The sequence below is a fragment of the Millisia brevis NBRC 105863 genome, assembly GCF_001552615.1.
GTDB lineage: Bacteria > Actinomycetota > Actinomycetes > Mycobacteriales > Mycobacteriaceae > Millisia > Millisia brevis.
Genome location: NZ_BCRN01000004.1, coordinates 352,545 through 370,809, shown reverse-complemented (window position 1 = coordinate 370,809; position 18,265 = coordinate 352,545). Strand labels below are relative to the sequence as shown.

Annotated in this window: 12 protein-coding genes and 1 pseudogene; 2 read left to right on the top strand and 11 right to left on the bottom strand. The window is 69.2% G+C overall.

Annotation, left to right across the window (positions count from 1 at the left end):
- Genes MB1_RS08235 through MB1_RS08225 form a run of 3 tightly spaced genes read right to left on the bottom strand, consistent with a single transcriptional unit; the run spans position 1 to position 2,292 of the window.
- Positions 1 to 1,020, bottom strand: coding sequence for an NADP-dependent oxidoreductase (locus MB1_RS08235; protein WP_218000204.1), 1,020 nt, complete (start codon positions 1,018 to 1,020; stop codon positions 1 to 3).
- Positions 986 to 1,666, bottom strand: coding sequence for a carboxymuconolactone decarboxylase family protein (locus tag MB1_RS08230; RefSeq protein WP_084351179.1), 681 nt, complete (start codon positions 1,664 to 1,666; stop codon positions 986 to 988). The genes MB1_RS08235 and MB1_RS08230 overlap by 35 nt, the downstream gene beginning before the upstream one ends.
- Entirely contained in the window at positions 1,663 to 2,292 is a 630-nt protein-coding gene (locus MB1_RS08225) for an FMN-dependent NADH-azoreductase (RefSeq protein WP_066905531.1), read from the bottom strand. The genes MB1_RS08230 and MB1_RS08225 overlap by 4 nt, the downstream gene beginning before the upstream one ends.
- A 1,615-nt stretch (positions 2,293 to 3,907) precedes the next feature.
- Here MB1_RS08225 and MB1_RS08215 point away from each other — a divergent pair.
- The gene (locus MB1_RS08215) at positions 3,908 to 4,693 is read left to right on the top strand and encodes an SDR family oxidoreductase (RefSeq protein ID WP_066905527.1); all 786 of its coding nucleotides are present in this window, start codon (positions 3,908 to 3,910) and stop codon (positions 4,691 to 4,693) included.
- Here the strand turns inward: MB1_RS08215 and MB1_RS26920 are convergent.
- The 6 genes and pseudogenes from MB1_RS26920 to MB1_RS08195 form a co-directional block, all read right to left on the bottom strand.
- Positions 4,680 to 4,859, bottom strand: coding sequence for a hypothetical protein (locus MB1_RS26920; protein WP_369406853.1), 180 nt, complete (start codon positions 4,857 to 4,859; stop codon positions 4,680 to 4,682). The two genes, MB1_RS08215 and MB1_RS26920, sit on opposite strands and share 14 nt — an antisense overlap.
- Positions 4,860 to 4,871: 12 nt before the next feature.
- The gene (locus MB1_RS08210) at positions 4,872 to 5,339 is read right to left on the bottom strand and encodes a type IV toxin-antitoxin system AbiEi family antitoxin domain-containing protein (RefSeq protein WP_369406852.1); all 468 of its coding nucleotides are present in this window, start codon (positions 5,337 to 5,339) and stop codon (positions 4,872 to 4,874) included.
- A gap of 74 nt (positions 5,340 to 5,413) precedes the next feature.
- Positions 5,414 to 8,866 (bottom strand): non-ribosomal peptide synthetase, encoded by a 3,453-nt coding sequence (locus MB1_RS08205; RefSeq protein WP_084351177.1) that lies wholly within the window; start codon positions 8,864 to 8,866, stop codon positions 5,414 to 5,416.
- The gene (locus tag MB1_RS27030) at positions 8,851 to 10,167 is read right to left on the bottom strand and encodes a SidA/IucD/PvdA family monooxygenase (RefSeq protein ID WP_066905693.1); all 1,317 of its coding nucleotides are present in this window, start codon (positions 10,165 to 10,167) and stop codon (positions 8,851 to 8,853) included. Before MB1_RS27030 ends, MB1_RS08205 begins: the two co-directional genes overlap by 16 nt.
- A 144-nt stretch (positions 10,168 to 10,311) precedes the next feature.
- A pseudogene (locus MB1_RS24965) lies at positions 10,312 to 13,323 on the bottom strand (AMP-binding protein); the annotation flags it as partial.
- A complete protein-coding gene (locus MB1_RS08195; protein ID WP_066905523.1) occupies positions 13,320 to 14,663 on the bottom strand; it encodes a salicylate synthase in 1,344 nt (447 codons plus the stop codon). The pseudogene MB1_RS24965 and the gene MB1_RS08195, both read right to left, overlap by 4 nt.
- 113 nt (positions 14,664 to 14,776) lie before the next feature.
- On the opposite strand from MB1_RS08195, the gene MB1_RS08190 reads away from it, so the two are divergent.
- Positions 14,777 to 16,411, top strand: a complete 1,635-nt coding sequence (locus MB1_RS08190) for a (2,3-dihydroxybenzoyl)adenylate synthase (protein WP_066905521.1) — start codon at positions 14,777 to 14,779, stop codon at positions 16,409 to 16,411.
- Positions 16,412 to 16,467: 56 nt separating this feature from the next.
- Here the strand turns inward: MB1_RS08190 and MB1_RS08185 are convergent, their stop codons facing one another.
- Together MB1_RS08185 and MB1_RS08180 are read right to left on the bottom strand one after the other, a co-directional pair.
- A complete protein-coding gene (locus MB1_RS08185) occupies positions 16,468 to 17,496 on the bottom strand; it encodes an NAD(P)/FAD-dependent oxidoreductase (RefSeq protein ID WP_169801622.1) in 1,029 nt (342 codons plus the stop codon).
- A gap of 125 nt (positions 17,497 to 17,621) precedes the next feature.
- On the bottom strand, positions 17,622 to 18,146 hold the full coding sequence (locus MB1_RS08180) for a TetR family transcriptional regulator (protein WP_066905517.1): 525 nt from the start codon (positions 18,144 to 18,146) through the stop codon (positions 17,622 to 17,624).
- Between the last annotated feature and the right edge of the window lie 119 nt (positions 18,147 to 18,265).

The following is an 18,265-nucleotide window of genomic DNA, read 5'->3' as shown; positions in this document are numbered from 1 at the left end:
CTATGGAACGAGCACGGTCCTACCGCGAAGACCGCGCTTCTGGCTGTAGTCGTGGGCGCAATGCGCCGCGGTCAACGGAAACGTCGTCGACACGCGGGTGGTCAGCTCGCCTCGTCCGGCCAGCTCCGCGAGCCGACCGAGCCGATCGGCGTCGACCTCCACTGCGATGGCGCGGACATCGATGTCGCGAACCGGGTCCGGGGCCGCCGCACCGACCAGCGTGACCAGGGTGCCGCCGTCGCGGACGAGATCCAGTGCCGCCGGGCCGATGATCGCCGTATCCAGGACGCCGTCCAGCAGCGAACCCGTTTCGTCGCGGACCGCCGCGACCACATCACCCTCGCGATCGATGAATGTCGCTCCGAGCCCGCCGATGAACTCTCGATCGGCCTCGGAGCCGATTCCGATGACCTTCAGCCCTTTCGACCGGGCCAGTTGCGCCGCGTAGCCGCCGACCGCTCCGGCAGCTCCAATGATCCCGATAGTTCGTCCGGGCTCCAGTCCCATGAGCTCCACCGCCTGCAGGGCGGTCGAGGCATTCAGCGGAAGCGTCGACGCCTGGATCAGCGAGAGGCCGCGGGGTGCAGGCGCGATCGCGGAGACCGGTAGGACGGCGTACTCGGCCTGCATGCCGTTGTATGCGTCGAACCAGAAGGACAGCCCGATCACGGGATCACCCACCGCATAGCCCTCGACAGCCGCGCCGACCGCGTCAACCCGTCCGGCGACATCCCAGCCCAGCCGGAACGTGCCGCTGAACGGCCCTCCGGTACCCAATGCTCCCGAGCGCGAGGCGATGTCAACCGGGTTGACCGGGGCCGCTGCGACTCGGATGCGAACCTCTCCGACTCCAGGCTCGGGGATCGGCAGCTCGGCGACTGTCAGTACGTCGGAGCTCCCGGTCCCGTTGGAAACTAGTGCACGCATAAGATTCTGCCCTTTGTTTTGGTGCCCGTAGCCGTAACCCGAAGCGATCTCCAGGAAACTACGAGCCATTGTTGTAAACGTCGATTCGCACAACAGTTCCGGACGATATTTCGATCCGCACGACGATATCGGATCCGGATCTGGTTGAAATATCCACGTATGCGCTGGAGTTGTCCTCGCTCATGGATAGGCTATTGATTCGTTGTCCAGCGACCGCTTCCAGCTGCGCTGTTCGGCCTGCCAAGGGGGCATCCCGCCCAGGCGCCAGGCGCGCTATCTCGTCCATCCGCCCAGCCTCGAGAGCCGCGGCAAATCGTGTGGCTACACTCCGCGGTGGTTCCTCCATGGTCACCGCATCGGCCGACTCGAACGCCTTGAGCGCCACCTTCATGGCATTCATGGCGCGCGGGATTCCGACGTATACGCACACGTGTGCGAAGGTTTCCGCAACTTCCGCTGCCGTGACCCCAACATTCATGGCGGCCTGGACGTGGAAGTAGAGCTGATCCTCGGTTCCACCGAGCGCTGCCAAAGTCGAAATGGTGACGAGCTCGCGGGTGCGCACGTCCAGGTCGGGGCGACTGAGGATGCGTTCGAAAGCGAACTCGATCTGGCTGCCGAGTGTGGGGGCAGACGCGGCGAGGGCCTCCCACGGCGGGGCAATCCCTTCGGGTGCGATCCGGACAAAGGTCCGTTTCCCCAGCGTGACGCCCTCGTCCACACCGGGCGCCACCGTCATCGGAGGCTCCGTCCGAGCCTCTGTGCCTCCTTGGCCGCCAACTCGAACTCCTCCGCCGAGTTCTGCGAGATGACGTTGGCTTGATAGCGCAGTTCCTCAACCTCGGTGATACCCACGAATTCGAGCCAGTCCTTGAAGAAGGTGGAATGGAAATCCGAGCCGAATGCCGGGGGGCAGCCCACGCTGTAGACGCCGGCGGTATATATGACGACCGCCCGCTTGCCTTCGAGAAGACCGTTGTACCCGGCGACCGGGTCGAACCCGAATGCCCAACCGGGTTGGGTGACGATATCGATCCACTGCTTCAGGATGTACGGAACACCCGCATTCCACATCGGAATATTGAACAGGTATTCGTCGGCTGCAGCGAACCTCTCGAATTCTACCCGCGCGGCCGCCCATGCCGCGGCCGCCTCGTCAACGGGATCATCTCCGGAGAATGCGGCATATTTGGCCTCCGCTCCGGGCGCATCGAATTTCGGCAGGCCGGCGAGGAACAAGTCCAGGCGAGTTACGGATACAGTTCCGCCACTGGCTTCCGAATATGCGTCCAGAAATTCCTGAGCCAGTGCTGCGGACTGACTCTGCGGTCGAGGTGAGGAATTGATATGGAGAAGTTTTGTCATAACGTACTCCGTTCCGCTGGTGGGCTGACGTCGCTATGAAATCCATAGCACTCCTTTTCCGCACCGACCGCAATAATCTGATACCCAAGTACACGGGCCGATACATCCAAAGATGTAGTTAGATCCCGGTAGACCCGACGTTTCACCGGTTCACGGGGCAGCACAAGGCGACATCGACGATCCGGTCCGACAACGGGCCGTTGGGGTATACCTGGTCGCCCGATCCGGGTGAGGAATTCCAGTACCGCCGCTCAGCGCAAGCTGATCCGGGCGGTCCTCGGTGCCGGTGATCGATGGTGTCCCCGCTACCGCGCGTGATAAGGGCAACCGGCGGCGGGGTCCGGGCCGGCTCGCCGTCGAGTGGCGACTTCGCCGCGGGGGTCCGGCGCCGCACGGACAAACGGTGTCCGCGCGCGGCCGACGGGAGGAGCCCGGCACGGGTGGGCCATGGTCGCAGTGATTCATCGATCATGCGTCTGTGGTAGCGAAACTTCGCCACCTACTCGTACCCCGCTCCGCGCCGGGTCGTCACCAAGTAGGACATAGACCTCGGCCCGAGCAATTCGCCACGGCATGGGCGAGCGGGACAGACAGTACGGCGCGAACGACAGCCGGGCAGTGTTGCCCTGGGTGGATCTTTGCTGCTACTCCGCCACGGGTCGGTTGAGCGTATCCGCGTCGCTACCGATCTTCGCGAGTCGGTCGACAGCCCAGCACTCCAGGTCTGAGGAGACGATCAGTTCATCTGAACAGCACTTGGAAGAACCCACGTACGTCGAGTCGAAATCGAAGTGGGACGACACCATCCACGCTTTGTCCGCGGGCCACCAGTAGTTCGCACGAAGTCCGCGGAATCTGACGGGCGCCTTATTGATGCCCCCGCCGAGAAGGTAATAACGGTACCCACCGATGGCCACGGTGGGCACCGTATCTCTTATCGAATCAAGCGCAGTATTACCTTCCCAGAATGCATACATACAGTCGCCGGGGGTCTCAGTATGACGGACGAGAATGTCTGCAACAGAGCACACAACGGCGCCGGGCACCGTACCGACATGATGTGGGCCGGCGGTCCAGATTCTGCGGTCAATCGGCCCGTTGCTAATGGCGCGCCACTGCATATCGGCGTGGGCTACTGCTCCAGACGTCCGCGCAACGTCCCCCCAGGAAACCGACCGTCCGTCGATTGCCTCCGAAGTGCCGGGGGACCTCCACTCGGCCGGGTGTAGAACGCGGGTAAAGGAGCTGAAACCGTCCGGTAGCAGCGAACCAACGACCGGCGAATCAACTCGGCAGAGCCGACTGTCTATCCAGCCGAGATCCGGTGGTTGGCGAATCAGATTCTCGGCGCCCCAAGACGGACTCCCCATGGTGACCAGTATGTCCGTCGAGAGACGGACGTGTAGGCGCACGGCGGGCTCGGTGCCGGCGCGTCACCACGGTTGTCGATGTACTCGACTGCTCCCACCGAAATACTCGTCGCACGGGCCCGGAAACCGAGGTCTACGCCTCGCCCCGGAAGACTCGCTCGACGTGACCCCGATGGCACGATGATCAGTCGGGGTATCGGTGAGGCATGCTGGTACCGATCGAAGCGACGGGAAGGTGAGACGACATGCCACAACGCGCGGTGGTGACCGGCGCCAGCTCCGGAATCGGGGCGGCCACGGTGGAGCTTCTTCGGGATCGCGGGTGGGACGTCCTCGCGGTGGCGCGCCGAGCGGATCGCCTGAAGGAACTTGCCGAGCGGACCGGCGCGGACACCTTCGTGGCCGACATCACCGACGATGCGGCGGTCGCCGAGCTGCGCGACCACCTGGCCGCGACCGGGCCGGTGCATACGCTGATCAACAACGCCGGCGGCGCGATCGGTGTCGACTCGGTAGAGGCCGGATCGATCGAGTCGTGGCGCAGCATGTTCGAGGTCAACGTCCTCGGAACGAAGCGCGTCGTCTCGGCCCTGCTCCCGCTGCTGCGGCAGTCGGTCGCCGACCGGGACTCGACCGGCGGAGCGGATATCGTCACCGTCACTTCGACCGCGGCCCGCACACCGTACGAGGGTGGCGCCGGCTACAACGCCGCCAAGGCCGCCGAATCGATGCTGGTGCAGGTGCTGCGGCTCGAGCTGGCCGGTGAGCCGATCCGTGTCGTCGAGATCGCGCCGGGCATGGTGCACACCGAGGAATTCTCGCTGGGCCGCTTCGGTGGCGACCAGAGCAAGGCCGACGCCGTCTACGCCGACGTCGATCACCCGCTCGTCGCGGCCGACATCGCTCGCCTGATCGTCGACTCCGTCGAACTGCCCTGGCACGTCGACCTCGATCTGATCACCGTGCGACCGGTCGCACAGGCCGCTCAGCACAAGCTGATTCGCGGCAAGCTTCAGGTCAAGCAGGGCTGAGCCCACGCTCGTCCCCGGCCCACAGCTCGGCGCGCCTCAATGCCGACACCAGTCGTTGGGGCTGCGCCAACTGCTCCATCCGGTCGAGATCGCTCCGCCGGTACAGCGTCGCGATCGCCGCGGGGACATCCGCTTCGGCATCACCCAACAGCGGTCTGCGCGCCAAGTCCAGGACGGTCTACTCGGGTGTGGTCACCAGAACCGGGCCGAGCGGTGTCTCCACCCGTTCGACGTCGAGAAGATTCGTATCGCGCTGCACGAACCTGACTATGGCCCGCCGGTCCGACAGCGCGATCGGGCGATGTTGTCCGGGCACGGCCACAACGGCGGTTGCCAGGGCACGCGGTATGGCTCCGTGCAGTCGAGCAGCGCTGATTCCCATCAGAACGGCGTCGTCCGGCCCATAGATTGCCGACGCGATTCCGGCCGCGGCAGCCTCCAGGCCCGGAAGCCATCGTCGCCCGACCCGATCCTGCGGCACAACGACGTAGTAACCGGTGGCCACCCGATGCAGAACTCCTCGGTCGGCCAGCCGGGCCAACTCGGCGCGCGGGTGGGCGTACACGGAGGCCGCGTCCCGCGCACGCAGCGTCCGGAGGGGAACCTGCGCCAACGCCGCAGGAAGCGGGGTTCCGTACACTCCCACACCCTTCAGTATGCATTCCGTAGGCCCTAACCCTACGGAATGCATACTGAAGCCGCCGGCTGTCCTGCCGATGGTCAGCGATCGAGAGGTTCCTCGATGCCGGCGACCTCGAGGAACATTCTCGCCACCCGGGTCAACCGAACCGGGTCCGTGCGCTCACCCAGGAGGGTCGCGAAGCTGCGCACGGTGCGGGTATCGAAGAGGTCGGCGAAGCCGACGTTGCGCACCAGCAGCAGGCCGCGCACCTTGGCGATGACCAGGGTGGCGGTGATCGAGTTGCCACCGATCTGGAAGAAGTCGGATTCGACACCGACGCGGTCGACCTCGAGCAGCTGCGCCACCAGGTAGGCGAGGGCGGCTTCGACGGCATCGGCGGGCGGCTCGAAGGCGGACTCCGTGCCCGCACCGGCTTCGAGGAGCCGGGTGACCTCGGCCCGGTCGAGCTTGCCGTTGCGGGTGATCGGCATCCGGTCGAGAACCTCGACCGACTCGGGAACCATGTAGTCGGGCAGTCGATCCCGCACACTCTTGAGCAGCCGCTCGGCGTCGACACCGTCGCCCGCCACGGCGGCCAGCAGCCGTGGTGAGCCCGTACCGATCACCGCGGCGACCGCGGCTTCGACGGCGTCGTCGGCCTGCAACGCCGCTTCGACCTCGCCGAGTTCGACCCGGTAGCCGCGGATCTTGACCTGATGATCCCGTCGGCCGATGAAGTCGACAATCTCGCCCGGCAGCACCCGACCCAGATCGCCGGTGCGATACCAGCGAATCCCGTCCCGAATCACGAAGCGGTCGGCGGTGCGGTCGGGGTCGCCGCGGTAGCCGTCCGCCACCCCGGCTCCACCGATCCAGATCTCGCCGGCCACCAGGTCGGGGCAGTCCTCACCGCGTTCGTTCACCACGCGCAGTGCGACGCCGGCCAGCGGTCGACCATAAGGAACCTGGGTGAGCGCGGCATCGGTCGCGTCGGTCACCTCGTGGACGGTCGAGTGGATCGCCGTCTCGGTGGCGCCGCCCAGGCCGACGAAGCGCAGGCCGGGAACGGCGGCGCGCAGTCGGCGCGCCAGGTCGGCGTCTACCCGGTCGCCGCCGGTGAGGACCAGTCGCACCGCGCCGAGCTCCTCCGGTGTCGCCGAATGGGCCAGCATGCCGATCAATCCGGGGGCGGCGTTGACCACCGTCACCCCGGTGGCGGCGATCAGTTCCGACCACGCCCGCGCATCGCGCGCGATCTGATCGGCGACGGTGACCACGGCGCCGCCGAGGGCCAGCGGAGCGAAGATGTCGAAGACCGACAGATCGAACTCCAGGGCGGACAGGCCGATGGTGCGGTCCCGGTCGGTCAGGTCGAACCGGTCGGCGATGGCGTCGATGGTCGCGGCGGCCGCCCGATGGGATACCTCCACGCCCTTGGGTTCACCGGTCGATCCGGAGGTGAACAGCACGTAGGCAACCGCTTCCGGGGCGACGGGGACCGGCGCGCCGAGCGGCTCGGCGGTGATCGCTTCCGCGATGGGCAGCACCCTCACCCCTTCGGGGGCATCGGATTCCGATTCACCGATCAGCACCCGGGCGCCCGCGGCTCGCAGGATCGTGTCCCGGCGGACCGCCGGTTGGTGCACGCCTATCGGTACGTAGTGGGCGCCGGCCGCGAGGACACCGAGCACGGCGGTGATCTGCCCGCTCCCCCGAGAAAGTGACACCGCCACCGCATCGCCGTCCTGCACTCCGACGGCCCGCAGAGCGGCCGAGACCGAGCGGGCGGCTCGGGACAGTTCGCCGAAGCTCACCGTCTCGACACCGAGGACGGCCGGCGCATCAGGATGCCGGTCGGCCCGTTCGAAGAAGCTGTCGTGCAGCGTGCGCGGTGCCGGTGCAGCGTCCGTCGCGTTCAGGGCCGGCCGAGGGATGTCCGCTTCCGCGGGAAGGCGATCCCAGTCGGCGTCATCGGCGAGCGCGCCGTCGATCAGCCGCACGAAGTCTCCGAACATCGCCTCGACAACCCCGGCGGGGAAGGCGTCGCGGCGGATATCCCAATTGACCAGGATGCCGCCGTCGACCTCGGCGACCTGAGCGTCGAGGTCGACCTGCGGTCCCTGCGAGATCACCCAGGCCGGCCGGCCGAAGACCTCGGTCACCCGCTCGGAGAACAGCTCCCCCAGGTTCAGCCCCGAGGTGAAGACCACCGACGGCGTCACCGGGCGGCCGAGATGACGACCGAGATCGCGCAGCACGTCGAGACCTTCCCGGGCGCTGTGCGCCGAGGCGGTGTGGATCGCGCGTTGGACGGCCTGGGCGCGATCGCGGATCGATCGGCGTGCGGTGAGATCGACGTCGACCAGGACCGAGTTGGTGAAGTCGCCGACCAGGTCGTCCACGTTGGAGTGCAGCGGTTCCCGGTTGAACAACGGCACGTTGAGCAGGAACCGCTGCGACGCGGAGCGGACGGCGATCGCCTCGGCGAACAGCGATGCGACCACGGCGGCCGGGGTGGTCGAGGCGGCGGTCGCGGCGCTCTCGAGCCGCCGCTTCCGCTCCGGGGTCAGCAGGTGATGCAGCCGCACACTGCGATTCGGATCGGTGCGCTCGTGTTCGGGGACGGTCGGCAGCGCGGGGATCTCCGGCAGGGTGTCCAATCGTTCGGCCCACCAGAGCCGGTCCTCGTCGGCCGCGGCGGCGTCGAGGGAGACGGCCCGGTCGGCCAGGTAGCGCCGGTAGCTGTAGCCGATCTCCGGCAGGTCCGCCTCGGTGACGTAGGCGTCGGCCAGGTCTGCGAGCAGGCGCCGGTAGCTCTGGGCGTCGGCGGCGATCATGTCGACGTCGACGTGCAGACGATGCCGTCCGTCGGGCAGCAGGGTCACGGTCACGTCGAGGACCTGCCCGTTCTCGATGTCCATCCGCTGGTGGCTCTTGCGATCCCGGAGATCGGCCAGCGCGGTCTCCGGGTCGGCGCCCCGGCGCAGGTCGATCAGGGTGAAGGTGTTCGGGTACGCCGTATCGCCGATGCTCTGGGTGCCGTTGTCCCCGATGCGCACCCGCAGCATCTCGTGCCGCTCGGTCAGCCGGCGCACCGCGTCGCGCAGGCGCTCCGGATCGATACCGGCACCGTCGAACTCGACGTACAGATGTGCCGCCACCCCGCCGAGGGCCTGGCCGGCGTCGCGACCGATCCAGTAGGCGTGCTGCATGGTGGCGAGCGCGAATTCGGCACCGTCGTCGCCGGCGTCCTCGGCGGCAGCGGGAGCGACCCCGGCCGGTTCGGCGGTCTCCGAACCGAGGTCGAGCAGCTGCGCCCATTCGTCGATCGTCGGGGTCAACGCCAGCTTCGAGTAGTTGATGCGATGCCCGGCCTTGCGCAGCCGTCCGGCGAACTTCATCATCGCCAGCGAATGCATGCCCCGGCCGAGCAGATCGTCGTCGTTGGCGATCTGCTCGGGCGACAGGTCCAGTTCGTCGGCGACCAGCCGGCGCAGGTCCTCGCGGGTGCGCACCGTCGCCGTGGTGGTGCCGTTCATACCAGCGTCCATCCCTGTCTCCGTTCCGCCGATGGGCGCGGGTCGGCCGCGTCGTCCTCGGTGTTCTGATCGTGGGTGATTTCCTGTGGCGCGCGGACGATTCCGGCGCAGATCCGGTCGGCCAGCAGGCCGAGGCAGCTGAGATTCGGGAAGCCCGGTCCCTGACGCAACGCCGCGAGCGACGGGGTGAACAGCTGCGGGAAGAGGCCCTCGACAGCCAGGTCCCGGCCGACCGACAGCTGCAGCCGATCCAGGCTTGCCGGTCCCCCGATCGCCCGTTCGAGACGGTCGCGCGCCCCGGCGTCCAGCAGGTCCAACATCCACAGGTCGCGGGTACCGCGCGCGTCGATCACCCAGTCGAAGTCCCGTTCGATCGGACCGGCCGAGGTGTCGATGCCCAGGCGAATGCCGTCGGCGGCGGAGCGGGCGGACCGCACGCGGCCCTCGAGGTGCGCGATCCGGCCGTCCAGCCGGATCTCGTCCATCACCCGGGTCGACAGCACACCGCGGTCCGCGCGGTCGATGACCTCGCGACGCTGGGTGATGCTCAACGATTCCCACCGCACACTGTCGGTGAAGACCCGGTTCTCGAAGTAGCCCTCGCCTCGGGTGAACAGGCTCGCGCGTGGGGCGACGACGCTGATGCTCGCCACCTCCTGCCGCGACATCTCGTGCAGGATCGCTCCGGCGGTCTCCCCGGCACCGATCACCGCCGTTCGGGCGGCGGAGGGCACCGCCCGCGCAACGACGCTGCGCCAGAACGACGCCGGGCCCACCACCCGAGGTCCGAGCGATTCCCAGTCGCTGACCGCGCTGCCCGGACCGGTCACCATCACCGCGTCGGCGGTCAGCGCGTCGCCGTGCGCGCCGAGGTCGACGCGCCACCGGCCGTCCTCGATCGACAGTCCGGTGACCTCACCGGTCACCACCTCGACGCCGGCCTGGTCGGCGGCCCATTGCAGATAGCGCGCCCACTCCCGGTGCCGCGGAGCCGGGCGGCCGCGGTCGACCCACTCGCCGAAGGTGCCGGCGGCGACCAGATAGGAGGCCCACGAGAAGCGCTGCGCCGCTTGATCGACGGCCCGGTTGAAGCCGCGGAACTCCGCGGAGCGGTAGGGGAATCCCAGGTCCTTCTCCGGGCTGGTACCCAGGCGCTGGGAGCCGTCGGTCCAGCCGCCGGCGGCCGTCCAATTGGCCCCGATGACGCGTCGTTCGACGATGATCACCCGCGGCGCGGGCAGGCCCGCGTCGCGCAGGACGGCCGCCTTGACCGCCACCGCGATCCCCTTCGGGCCCGCCCCGACGACCACCAGGGTCGGGTCCCCCGTCCGCGGCGCGGCCGAACGTGAGGAAGCGCGCGTGTGCGGCGGATCGTCGTCGGTCGAGCGGCGCGGGATCGGGCCGGTGGTCACCGGATCGACCGCCGCGGCCAGCGTTGCCGTGTCGATCGCGGCGGCCATCGCGGCCGGGGTGGACCACCGCAGCACATCGTCGGTACCGACGGTGGTCCCGAACTCCGCGGACAGCCGGCTGGCGAGTTCGGTGACCGTCACCGGCCCCCAACCGAGCCCGGACACCGAGTCGTCCAGGTGCACGGTGCGGCCGGCGACCTCGGCGACGATCCGGCAGATGCGCCGTTCCGTCGGCGTGCGTGCCGATCGGCCGGGTGCGGGGATCGGCGCCTCGGGGATCGGCAGGCCGGCGCGGTCGATGGTGCCGGTCGCGGTCAACGGAATCCGTTCGAGCGCAACGACGACGGCGGGAACCATGTGATCGGGCAGCACGGTCGCCAGGCGTTCGCGAACGGTCGCGTCCGCCACGTCCTCGCTCGGGTCGACCACCCAGGCGACCAGCATGTCGCGCGGGCCGACCAGATCCACCACCGCCGTGCGGGCGTCGAGCGTATCGGCCACCACGCGTTCGACCTCGCGACGCGGTACCGGCCGCCCCGCCACGACCAGGTGGTCGTCGCGACCGCAGTAGTCCAGGCCCTGGTCGGTCCAGCGTCCGCGGTCACCCGTTCGGAACAGTCGACTTCCCGCCCGGAAGGGGTCGGCGATGAATCGGGCGGCGGTAGCGGCCGATTGCCGGTGGTAGCCGGTGGCCAACTGGCTGCCGCCGACGTAGATATCGCCGATGATGCCCTCGGATACCGGTCGGAGACGGTCGTCGAGGACCAGAATCCGGGTGTTGTCCTTGGGACCGCCGATCGGGACGAAACCGTGTCCGGATGCGGCCGTCACCTCGTGATGTCCGGCGGCCAGGGTCATCTCGGTGACGCCGTAGAAGTTGTGGAGGGTCGCGTCGAAGCCGGCGGTGAACCGGTTGGCCAGGCGCGCCGGGAGCGGTTCGCCGCCGACCGGAATGCAGCGCAACGACGTCCATCGCTCGATGCCGCGCTGCGCGAGCAGGTTGACCAGCTGGGACGGCACCACGTGCATCGTGGCGACACGGTGGCGGCCGATCAGGTCGGTGAGGTAGCCCATGTCCTGTGCGCGGTCGACCTGCGGGATCACCAACCGGAAGCCGCCGGTCAGGCAGCCGAAGATCTCGGCGATACCGACGTCGAATCCCGCCGGGGCGACCTGGAGCACGGATTCGTCCGGTTGCAGGTCGACCAGTCGCCCGAGCCAGCCGACATATTCGGCGAGCGCGCCGTGGGAGATCGCCACCAGCGGTGGGTCCGCCGCGTCGGCGCGGGCCGGCACCAGGTAGGCGGTCCGGCCGGGGTGGATCACGGCGTCGACGGCCGAGCTCGGCGGAGCGTCGTTCACCGCCTGCTCGCCGATCGCCACCACGGGCACGGCCACGGATGCGGGGACGTCATCCCGCTCCTCGACCACCACGGCATCCGGGCGGGCCCGCTCGAACAGCCGAGCCACCACCGCCGGGTCCGCGCGCCGATCGATCGGGAGGTACACCGCGCCGATCCGCAGGATCGCCAGGGCGGCCGCGACCATCTCGACCGAGGGATCGAGCAGGGTCGCCACGACCGCGCCCGCTCGGACACCCGCGCGGTGCAGCCGTCGCGCCAGGACCCGGCTGTCGTGATCGAGCCCCGCGCGGTCGGCGGTGCGCGAGGCGTCGATGACCGCCTCCGCCGTCGGATCGTCGTGCAGCCGGCGGGCGACCGCCTCGAGGACGGTGGTGGACGGGATCGGGGTCGGGCGGCCGTGGGAGCGGGCGAGCATCCGATCGCGCGTGGCGGCGCCGGCGGTCGGCACGTCGATCACGGCTCGATCGGAACCGTCGACAAAGGCCTCGAGCAGGAGTGCCGTCGCCTCGGCCGCAGCCGCGGCCACCGGGCCGGAGACCACCGAGGGATCGTGCAGCAGCCGCAGGTCGGGGCCGATGTCGACGGTCAGCGGGTGGGCGGTGTGTCCGGTGTCGGTGGTGAGCACCCGCACCCGGACATCGTCCGCGAAGCTCGGATCGATCGTCCGGTGGTGCACCGCGCGCAGCCGGACGTCGACATCCGTTGGTGCTCGCCGTGTTCCGAGTCCCGATTCGGGATCGACCGGGGCGGCGGGCGGCGCCGACAGTGCACGGCCGACCGCGCGCACGGCGTCGTCCACGCGGGCGTGGCGATCGATCACGCAGTGTGCCGTCGCAACTGCGGCCCCCGGCGGGGTGGCGCCGGTCCCCGACAACGATGTCGCCACCGCGAGGTCCTCGGTCCCGCAGAGTCGACCGACCGTGATGATCGCGGCCGCGGCGACGGCTGCGGCGGGCGTGACATCCGTCCGCGCGCAGGCACGATCGAGTCCGTCCACCGCGTCACGGGACAGAGGGATGTCGACGGCGGCGGAGCGCCCCACCATTCGGCGGGTGGGGTCCTCCCCGGGGAAGACCAACTCGGGAAAGACCAGCTCGGACGCGGGCAGGCGCGGTGCACCTCCGGACGGGGCCGACGGGGACGGGACCGCAGGCACCGTCGTGACGTCGACGGCGTCCGCATCGGCCGATCCGGTATCCGCCCGATAGCCTGCCGCAACCTGCTCGAACCACCAGCCGATACCCGGTTCGTCGCAGGCGAGATGGTGAGCGACGACCGCCAGCACGTACCGACCGCCGCCGAGGTCGATCAGCTCCGAGCGCAGCGGCGCCTGCCCGGTCGGATCGAAGACGTGATGAAACAGGCGCCGCACCCGCAGCCGCACCCGCGGATCATCCGGGCCGATCGATGGCTCGTCGACCAGGGAGGTGCGTTGGGGACCATCGGATGTCGCGGCCACGACGCGACGCGGCATCCCGGTGGCGTCGGCCGGAAAATGCGAGCGCAGCAGCGGATGCCGGTCGGCGACCCGGCGGATCGCCCGATCGAGGGCATCGACATCCAGCGGACCCGACAGATACACGGCCGCACCGGCGTTCAGGTCGACGCGGCCGGCGCGCACCCGCTGGGACAGCCACATATGACGCTGCCACGGGGTGGGCGCCGCTACCGAACCCGCCGGAATACCGGTCATGCGGTGCGCTCCGCCGGCGGCCGGTGCGGCACCAGATAGGGCGCGACACTTCCGAGCTTCTCGCAGGTCTCGCGGAATTCGCGCTCCGGCTCCGACTGCTCGACGATGCCGGCCCCGGCCTGGAGCCAACACCGCCCGTTCTGGCGAAAGACGGTGCGCAGAGCCAACGTCGCTTCGAAGTCGCCCGCCGGGGTCACGGTGACGACCGCCCCCGAGTAGAGCCCGCGGGGGCGTCCCTCGTATCGGTAGATCGCGTCGACGGCAGCGCGTTTCGGCGTGCCGGACGCGGTGATCGACGGGAACAACGCCGCCAGCGCATCCCATGGTCCGAGCCGTTCGCTCAGCGTGCCGGTGACCGTCGACCCGAGATGCTGCACGCTGCCGCGTTCGCGGACCCGCATGAAATCGGTCACGGCGGTGGTGCCCTGCGCCGCGACCGCCGCCACCTCGTCGAAGGCGGTCTGCACGGACAACGCGTGTTCGGCGATCTCCTTCATGTCGGTCTCCAACTCGGCACGTGCGCGACGGTCGAGATCCTCCGAGACCCCGAACGCCCGGGTGCCGGCCAGCGGCTCGGCGACCACCGTGCGATCGGCTCGGACCGCGGCGACCAATTCGGGGCTGAATCCGGCGGCTTCCAGACCGTCGAGACGCAACAGGAAGGACCGGGCCGGGGTGTTCGCGGCCCGCCCGCGGCGATAGGTCGCCGGGATGTCGACATCGACGGGGATCTCCACCTGCCGGGCGAGCACCACCTTGCGGTAGCGGCCCGCCCGAATCTCGTCGACCGCCCGGCTCACGACGTCCCGATACCGCCCTGCGCCCCGATCGAGATCGACACCGACACAGGTGTCGTCCGACGGGACCGGCACATCGGCGGTCTCCGCGATCGCACGCAGGATCGCTTCGGTCCGCGCGTCGGCGCCGTCGATGGTCACCCCCGTCGGCGTGACGACGGCCTCGAACTCGGGAACGATCAGATGCGCGAGCACCTGACTGCGCGGAATGTGTCCCAATAGTCCGAATTCTGCTGCGCAGAAGTCGAATCCCACCCAACCGACGAGTCGGGCGGAGGATGGGACACGGGTGGCGATCACCGACTCCAGCTGCCGCGCCGGGCTACCGGTCCAGGACGTCGATCGACGTTCGCGGCCGTTGTCGACGATCACCTCCGCGGCCGTCAGCACGATCGAGATCCGTCGCCCACCGGCGAACGACCAGTGCTGGTCACGCTCGTACACCACGTAGTCGTCACATATGCCCGATGCCGCCCACGCGGATGCGATCCGATTGGCACGCAAGGCATGACGGACGCTCGGGCCGTCGATGATCGTCGTCATCACCGTTTCCCCTCTGGCATTCGCGGGGCCAGTCGCACCCACGCGGATACCGTTTCGAACCTTTTCGATCCTCAACGGCGATTACGTAGCTTATCCTAAGCTAATCTGCTGGCATGGTGTACGCGTCCACGAGCCCCGACGATGTGATCGACGGATTCCTTCCGCATCCGCCGCGTTCCGCCGACTCCTATCGCGCTCTTGACATCTGGGCGAACCAACCGCTCTGGTCGGTGGTCGGCAGTCCCGGAGCTGCTCCGGCGGTGACGGACGGCGCCCAGCGGCTGACGTTCGCCGAGTTGGAGGCCGCCGCCCGGCGCCGCGCCGCCGGGTTTCGATCCGCAGGACTGCAACCCGGCGACCGGGTCGTCCTGCAATGCGTCAACTCGGTGGCCCTCGTGGTCAACCTGTTGGGTCTGCTGCGGGCGGGCGCGGTGCCGGTACTGACACTTCCCGCCCACCGCATCACCGAGATCGCGCATCTCGCCGAGGTGGCCGGCGCGGTGGGATATATCTGTCACGACCGGGCGGCGGGGTTCGACTATCGGGAGCTGGCCGCCGACCTGCTCGGCCGGGTGCCCTCGGTCCGCTTTGTGTGGGTCGAGGGCGATCCGGGCGCGTTTGCGCCTCCCCCGGACCTGACGATCGATGCCGAGACCGACTCGGGCGCCGCTTCCGGCCCCGAGGACGGTCACCGCGCGGATCCGGACACCCCCGCCGTCTTCCTGGTCTCCGGCGGCACGACGGGTCTGCCGAAGCTGATCCCGCGCACCCACAACGACTACCGGTACAACATCGAACGGGCGACCGAGGTGACCGGACTCTCGGCCGCCGATACCTACCTGGTGGTTCTCCCGGCCGCACACAACTTCCCACTCGCCTGCCCCGGATTCCTCGGCGCCTTGCGCCTGGGCGCGCACGTCGTGCTGACCGACGACCCGGCACCGGACAATGCCCTCGACCTGATCGAGCAATACGGCGTGACCGTCGTGGCGCTCGTCCCGGCCCTGGCGCAGGTGTGGACGGCCGCCACCGAATGGGAGCCGGCGGATCTGTCGTCGATGCGGCTGATGCAGGTGGGTGGTGCGCGGCTGGCGGAGGCGGACGCGCGGGCGATCCTCGACGCCTGGCCGTGCCGACTGCAGCAGGTCTTCGGGATGGCCGAGGGGCTGATCTGCACCACCGAACTCGACGACGACCCCGAGACGGTGGTGGGCGCGCAGGTGACCCCGATGAGCACGCTGGACGAGATCCGGGTGGTCGACGCCGACGGCACCGAGGTGGACGAGGGTGAACTGCTGACCCGCGGGCCGTACACCCTGCGCGGCTACTACCGGGCCGAGGACCACAACCGACGGTCGTTCACCCCGGACGGCTTCTACCGCTCCGGTGACAAGGTGCGACGGTTGCCGTCGGGGCGAATCGCGGTGACCGGCCGGATCAAGGACACGATCGTGCGGGCCGGCGAGAACGTGGCGGCCGATGATGTCGAGGACCTGCTGCTGGCGCATCCGCGGATTCGTCGGGTGGCGGTGGTCGGATTGCCCGACCCCACCCTCGGTGAACGCATCTGCGCGGCCGTCATTTCCGACCGCGCCGATCTCGACCTCGCCGACGTGCGGGCCTTCCTACTCGACCGGGGCGTGGCGACGTTCATGATCCCGGACGAGGTGCGACACGTGTCGACCCTGCCGATCACCGCCGTCGGGAAGGTCGACAAGCGGGCGGTCGTGGCGGGCCTGCTCGGGTAGGGCAAACTCCGACGGCGCGAGTCGGTCGGGCGGCGTCGGCGGTCGGGCAGCGTCGGTCAGGCGGCGCGAATCAACTCGGCGCCGTGGCGGGCGAGGGCCGGCGCCATCTGGATCCCGTACCCCGCCTGTCCGACGAACCAGAAGTAGCCCTCCGCCTTCTCGTCCCAGCGGACGACCGGGTTCCCGTCGGGGGCGAAGGTACGCAGCCCGGCCCAGGAGGTGCGCACGCTGCGCAGCCCGAGCGTCGTGACCTCGTTGACCGCCTCCATCGCCCGGGCGATCTCCAATTCGTCCGGGCGCGGACTGCCCGGTTCCTGCAGGGTGGCGTCCTGCGGCGAGCAGAGGACCGTGTCGCCCTCCGCCTTGAAGTAGAAGCCGTCGTCGATGCCCGCGGTGAACGGCACGCCCGTCAGATCCGCGCGGGTCGGCGATTGGAAGATCGTCCGACGCCGGGGCTCGAGGCGCAGCCGCTCCGCGCCGAAGACGGCGCCGACGATGTCACCCCAGGCGCCGGCGGCGTTGACCACCAGCGGGGCGCGGAAGACGTCCCCGGCCGTGGTGGTCACCACCCAGTCGGCGCCGTCGCGCGCCGCCTCGACCACCCGGGCCGAGGTGACCAGGGTGCCGCCGCGCGCGCGGAAGGCCCGCAGATAGCCCTGGTGCAGGCCCATCACGTCGAGATCCTTGGCGGTCTCGTCCCAGGCGGCAACCGCCACGGCGCCCGGTCGCAGGACCGGGCAGAGCCGTTCGGCCTCGGCGCCGTCCACCAGGGTCGACCCGGTGTCCTGCGCGAGCCGTCGGACGTCGTCGTCGCGGCCGTTGATGCCGATCCACAGGCAGGACATCGGCGTGGCGACCGGACCGTCGGTCTCGAACGGCGGGTCGAGCAGCAGCGGCAGGCTCTCGGCCGCGAACCGGCGGACGATCGGCGGACCGTAGCTGCCGATCCAGGTCGCGGCGGAACGGCCGGTGGTATGCGTGGCCGGGGAGGACTCCGCCTCCAGCAACACGACCTCGCGGTCGGCCGACAACTCGTAGGCCAGGGAGACCCCGGCTATCCCTGCTCCGATCACGATGGCGTCCATCTCGCCCATGATTGCCGCAGAACCGATCGGCGTCGACCGGACGGACTGTGAGTTGTCCCCCTCCCCGGACATACCGCCATACGGCGGCCCGGACGGCTCGGCGGCAGCGCCCGGGAACGTCTCTCCTACGGCGTGATGACCTTCGCGAAGGTGCGGATGCACAGGTCCCGGGCCTCCGGCATCCGATACGTGCCCGATCGGACGAGATAGTGCGCCGACCACAGGCCCGACCAGAGCATCGCCTCGATCCAGGCGACATCCATGGCCGGGTCGACGGAGCCGTCGCGGTGACCGCGCGCGACGACGGCCTCGAGTCGCGCATCGTTCCCGTCATCGTCGACGTCCAGCCACCACGCCAGGATCTGCATCTGCTCGATCAATTCCCCGACCGCGCGGCGCAGCGCGTCGGCGGCGCTCCCCTCGTCGACCCGCGCCGCGTCCAGCGCGCTCTCGTAGACGCCGGCGACGAAGTCCTCGATACCGGCGATCAACGCGGGCCGATCCGGGTAGTAGCGGTGCAGGGTGCTACGGGCCACACCCGCACCGGCGGCCACCTGCGCCATCGACGCCGCGGGATCCTCACGCAGGATGTCGATGGCGGCCGCCAGGACCGCGCGGCGGGTCCGTTCCCGCGTCGCGCTCTCCGTCATCGGCCGACCTCCACGTCCCCAGTAAATCCCGTTGACCAAAAATAGGACAGTGGTGTCCCATTAGGAAATGACCGGTTCGAATTCTTGGTCTCGATGGCGGATCCTGTGGTCGTTCGCGC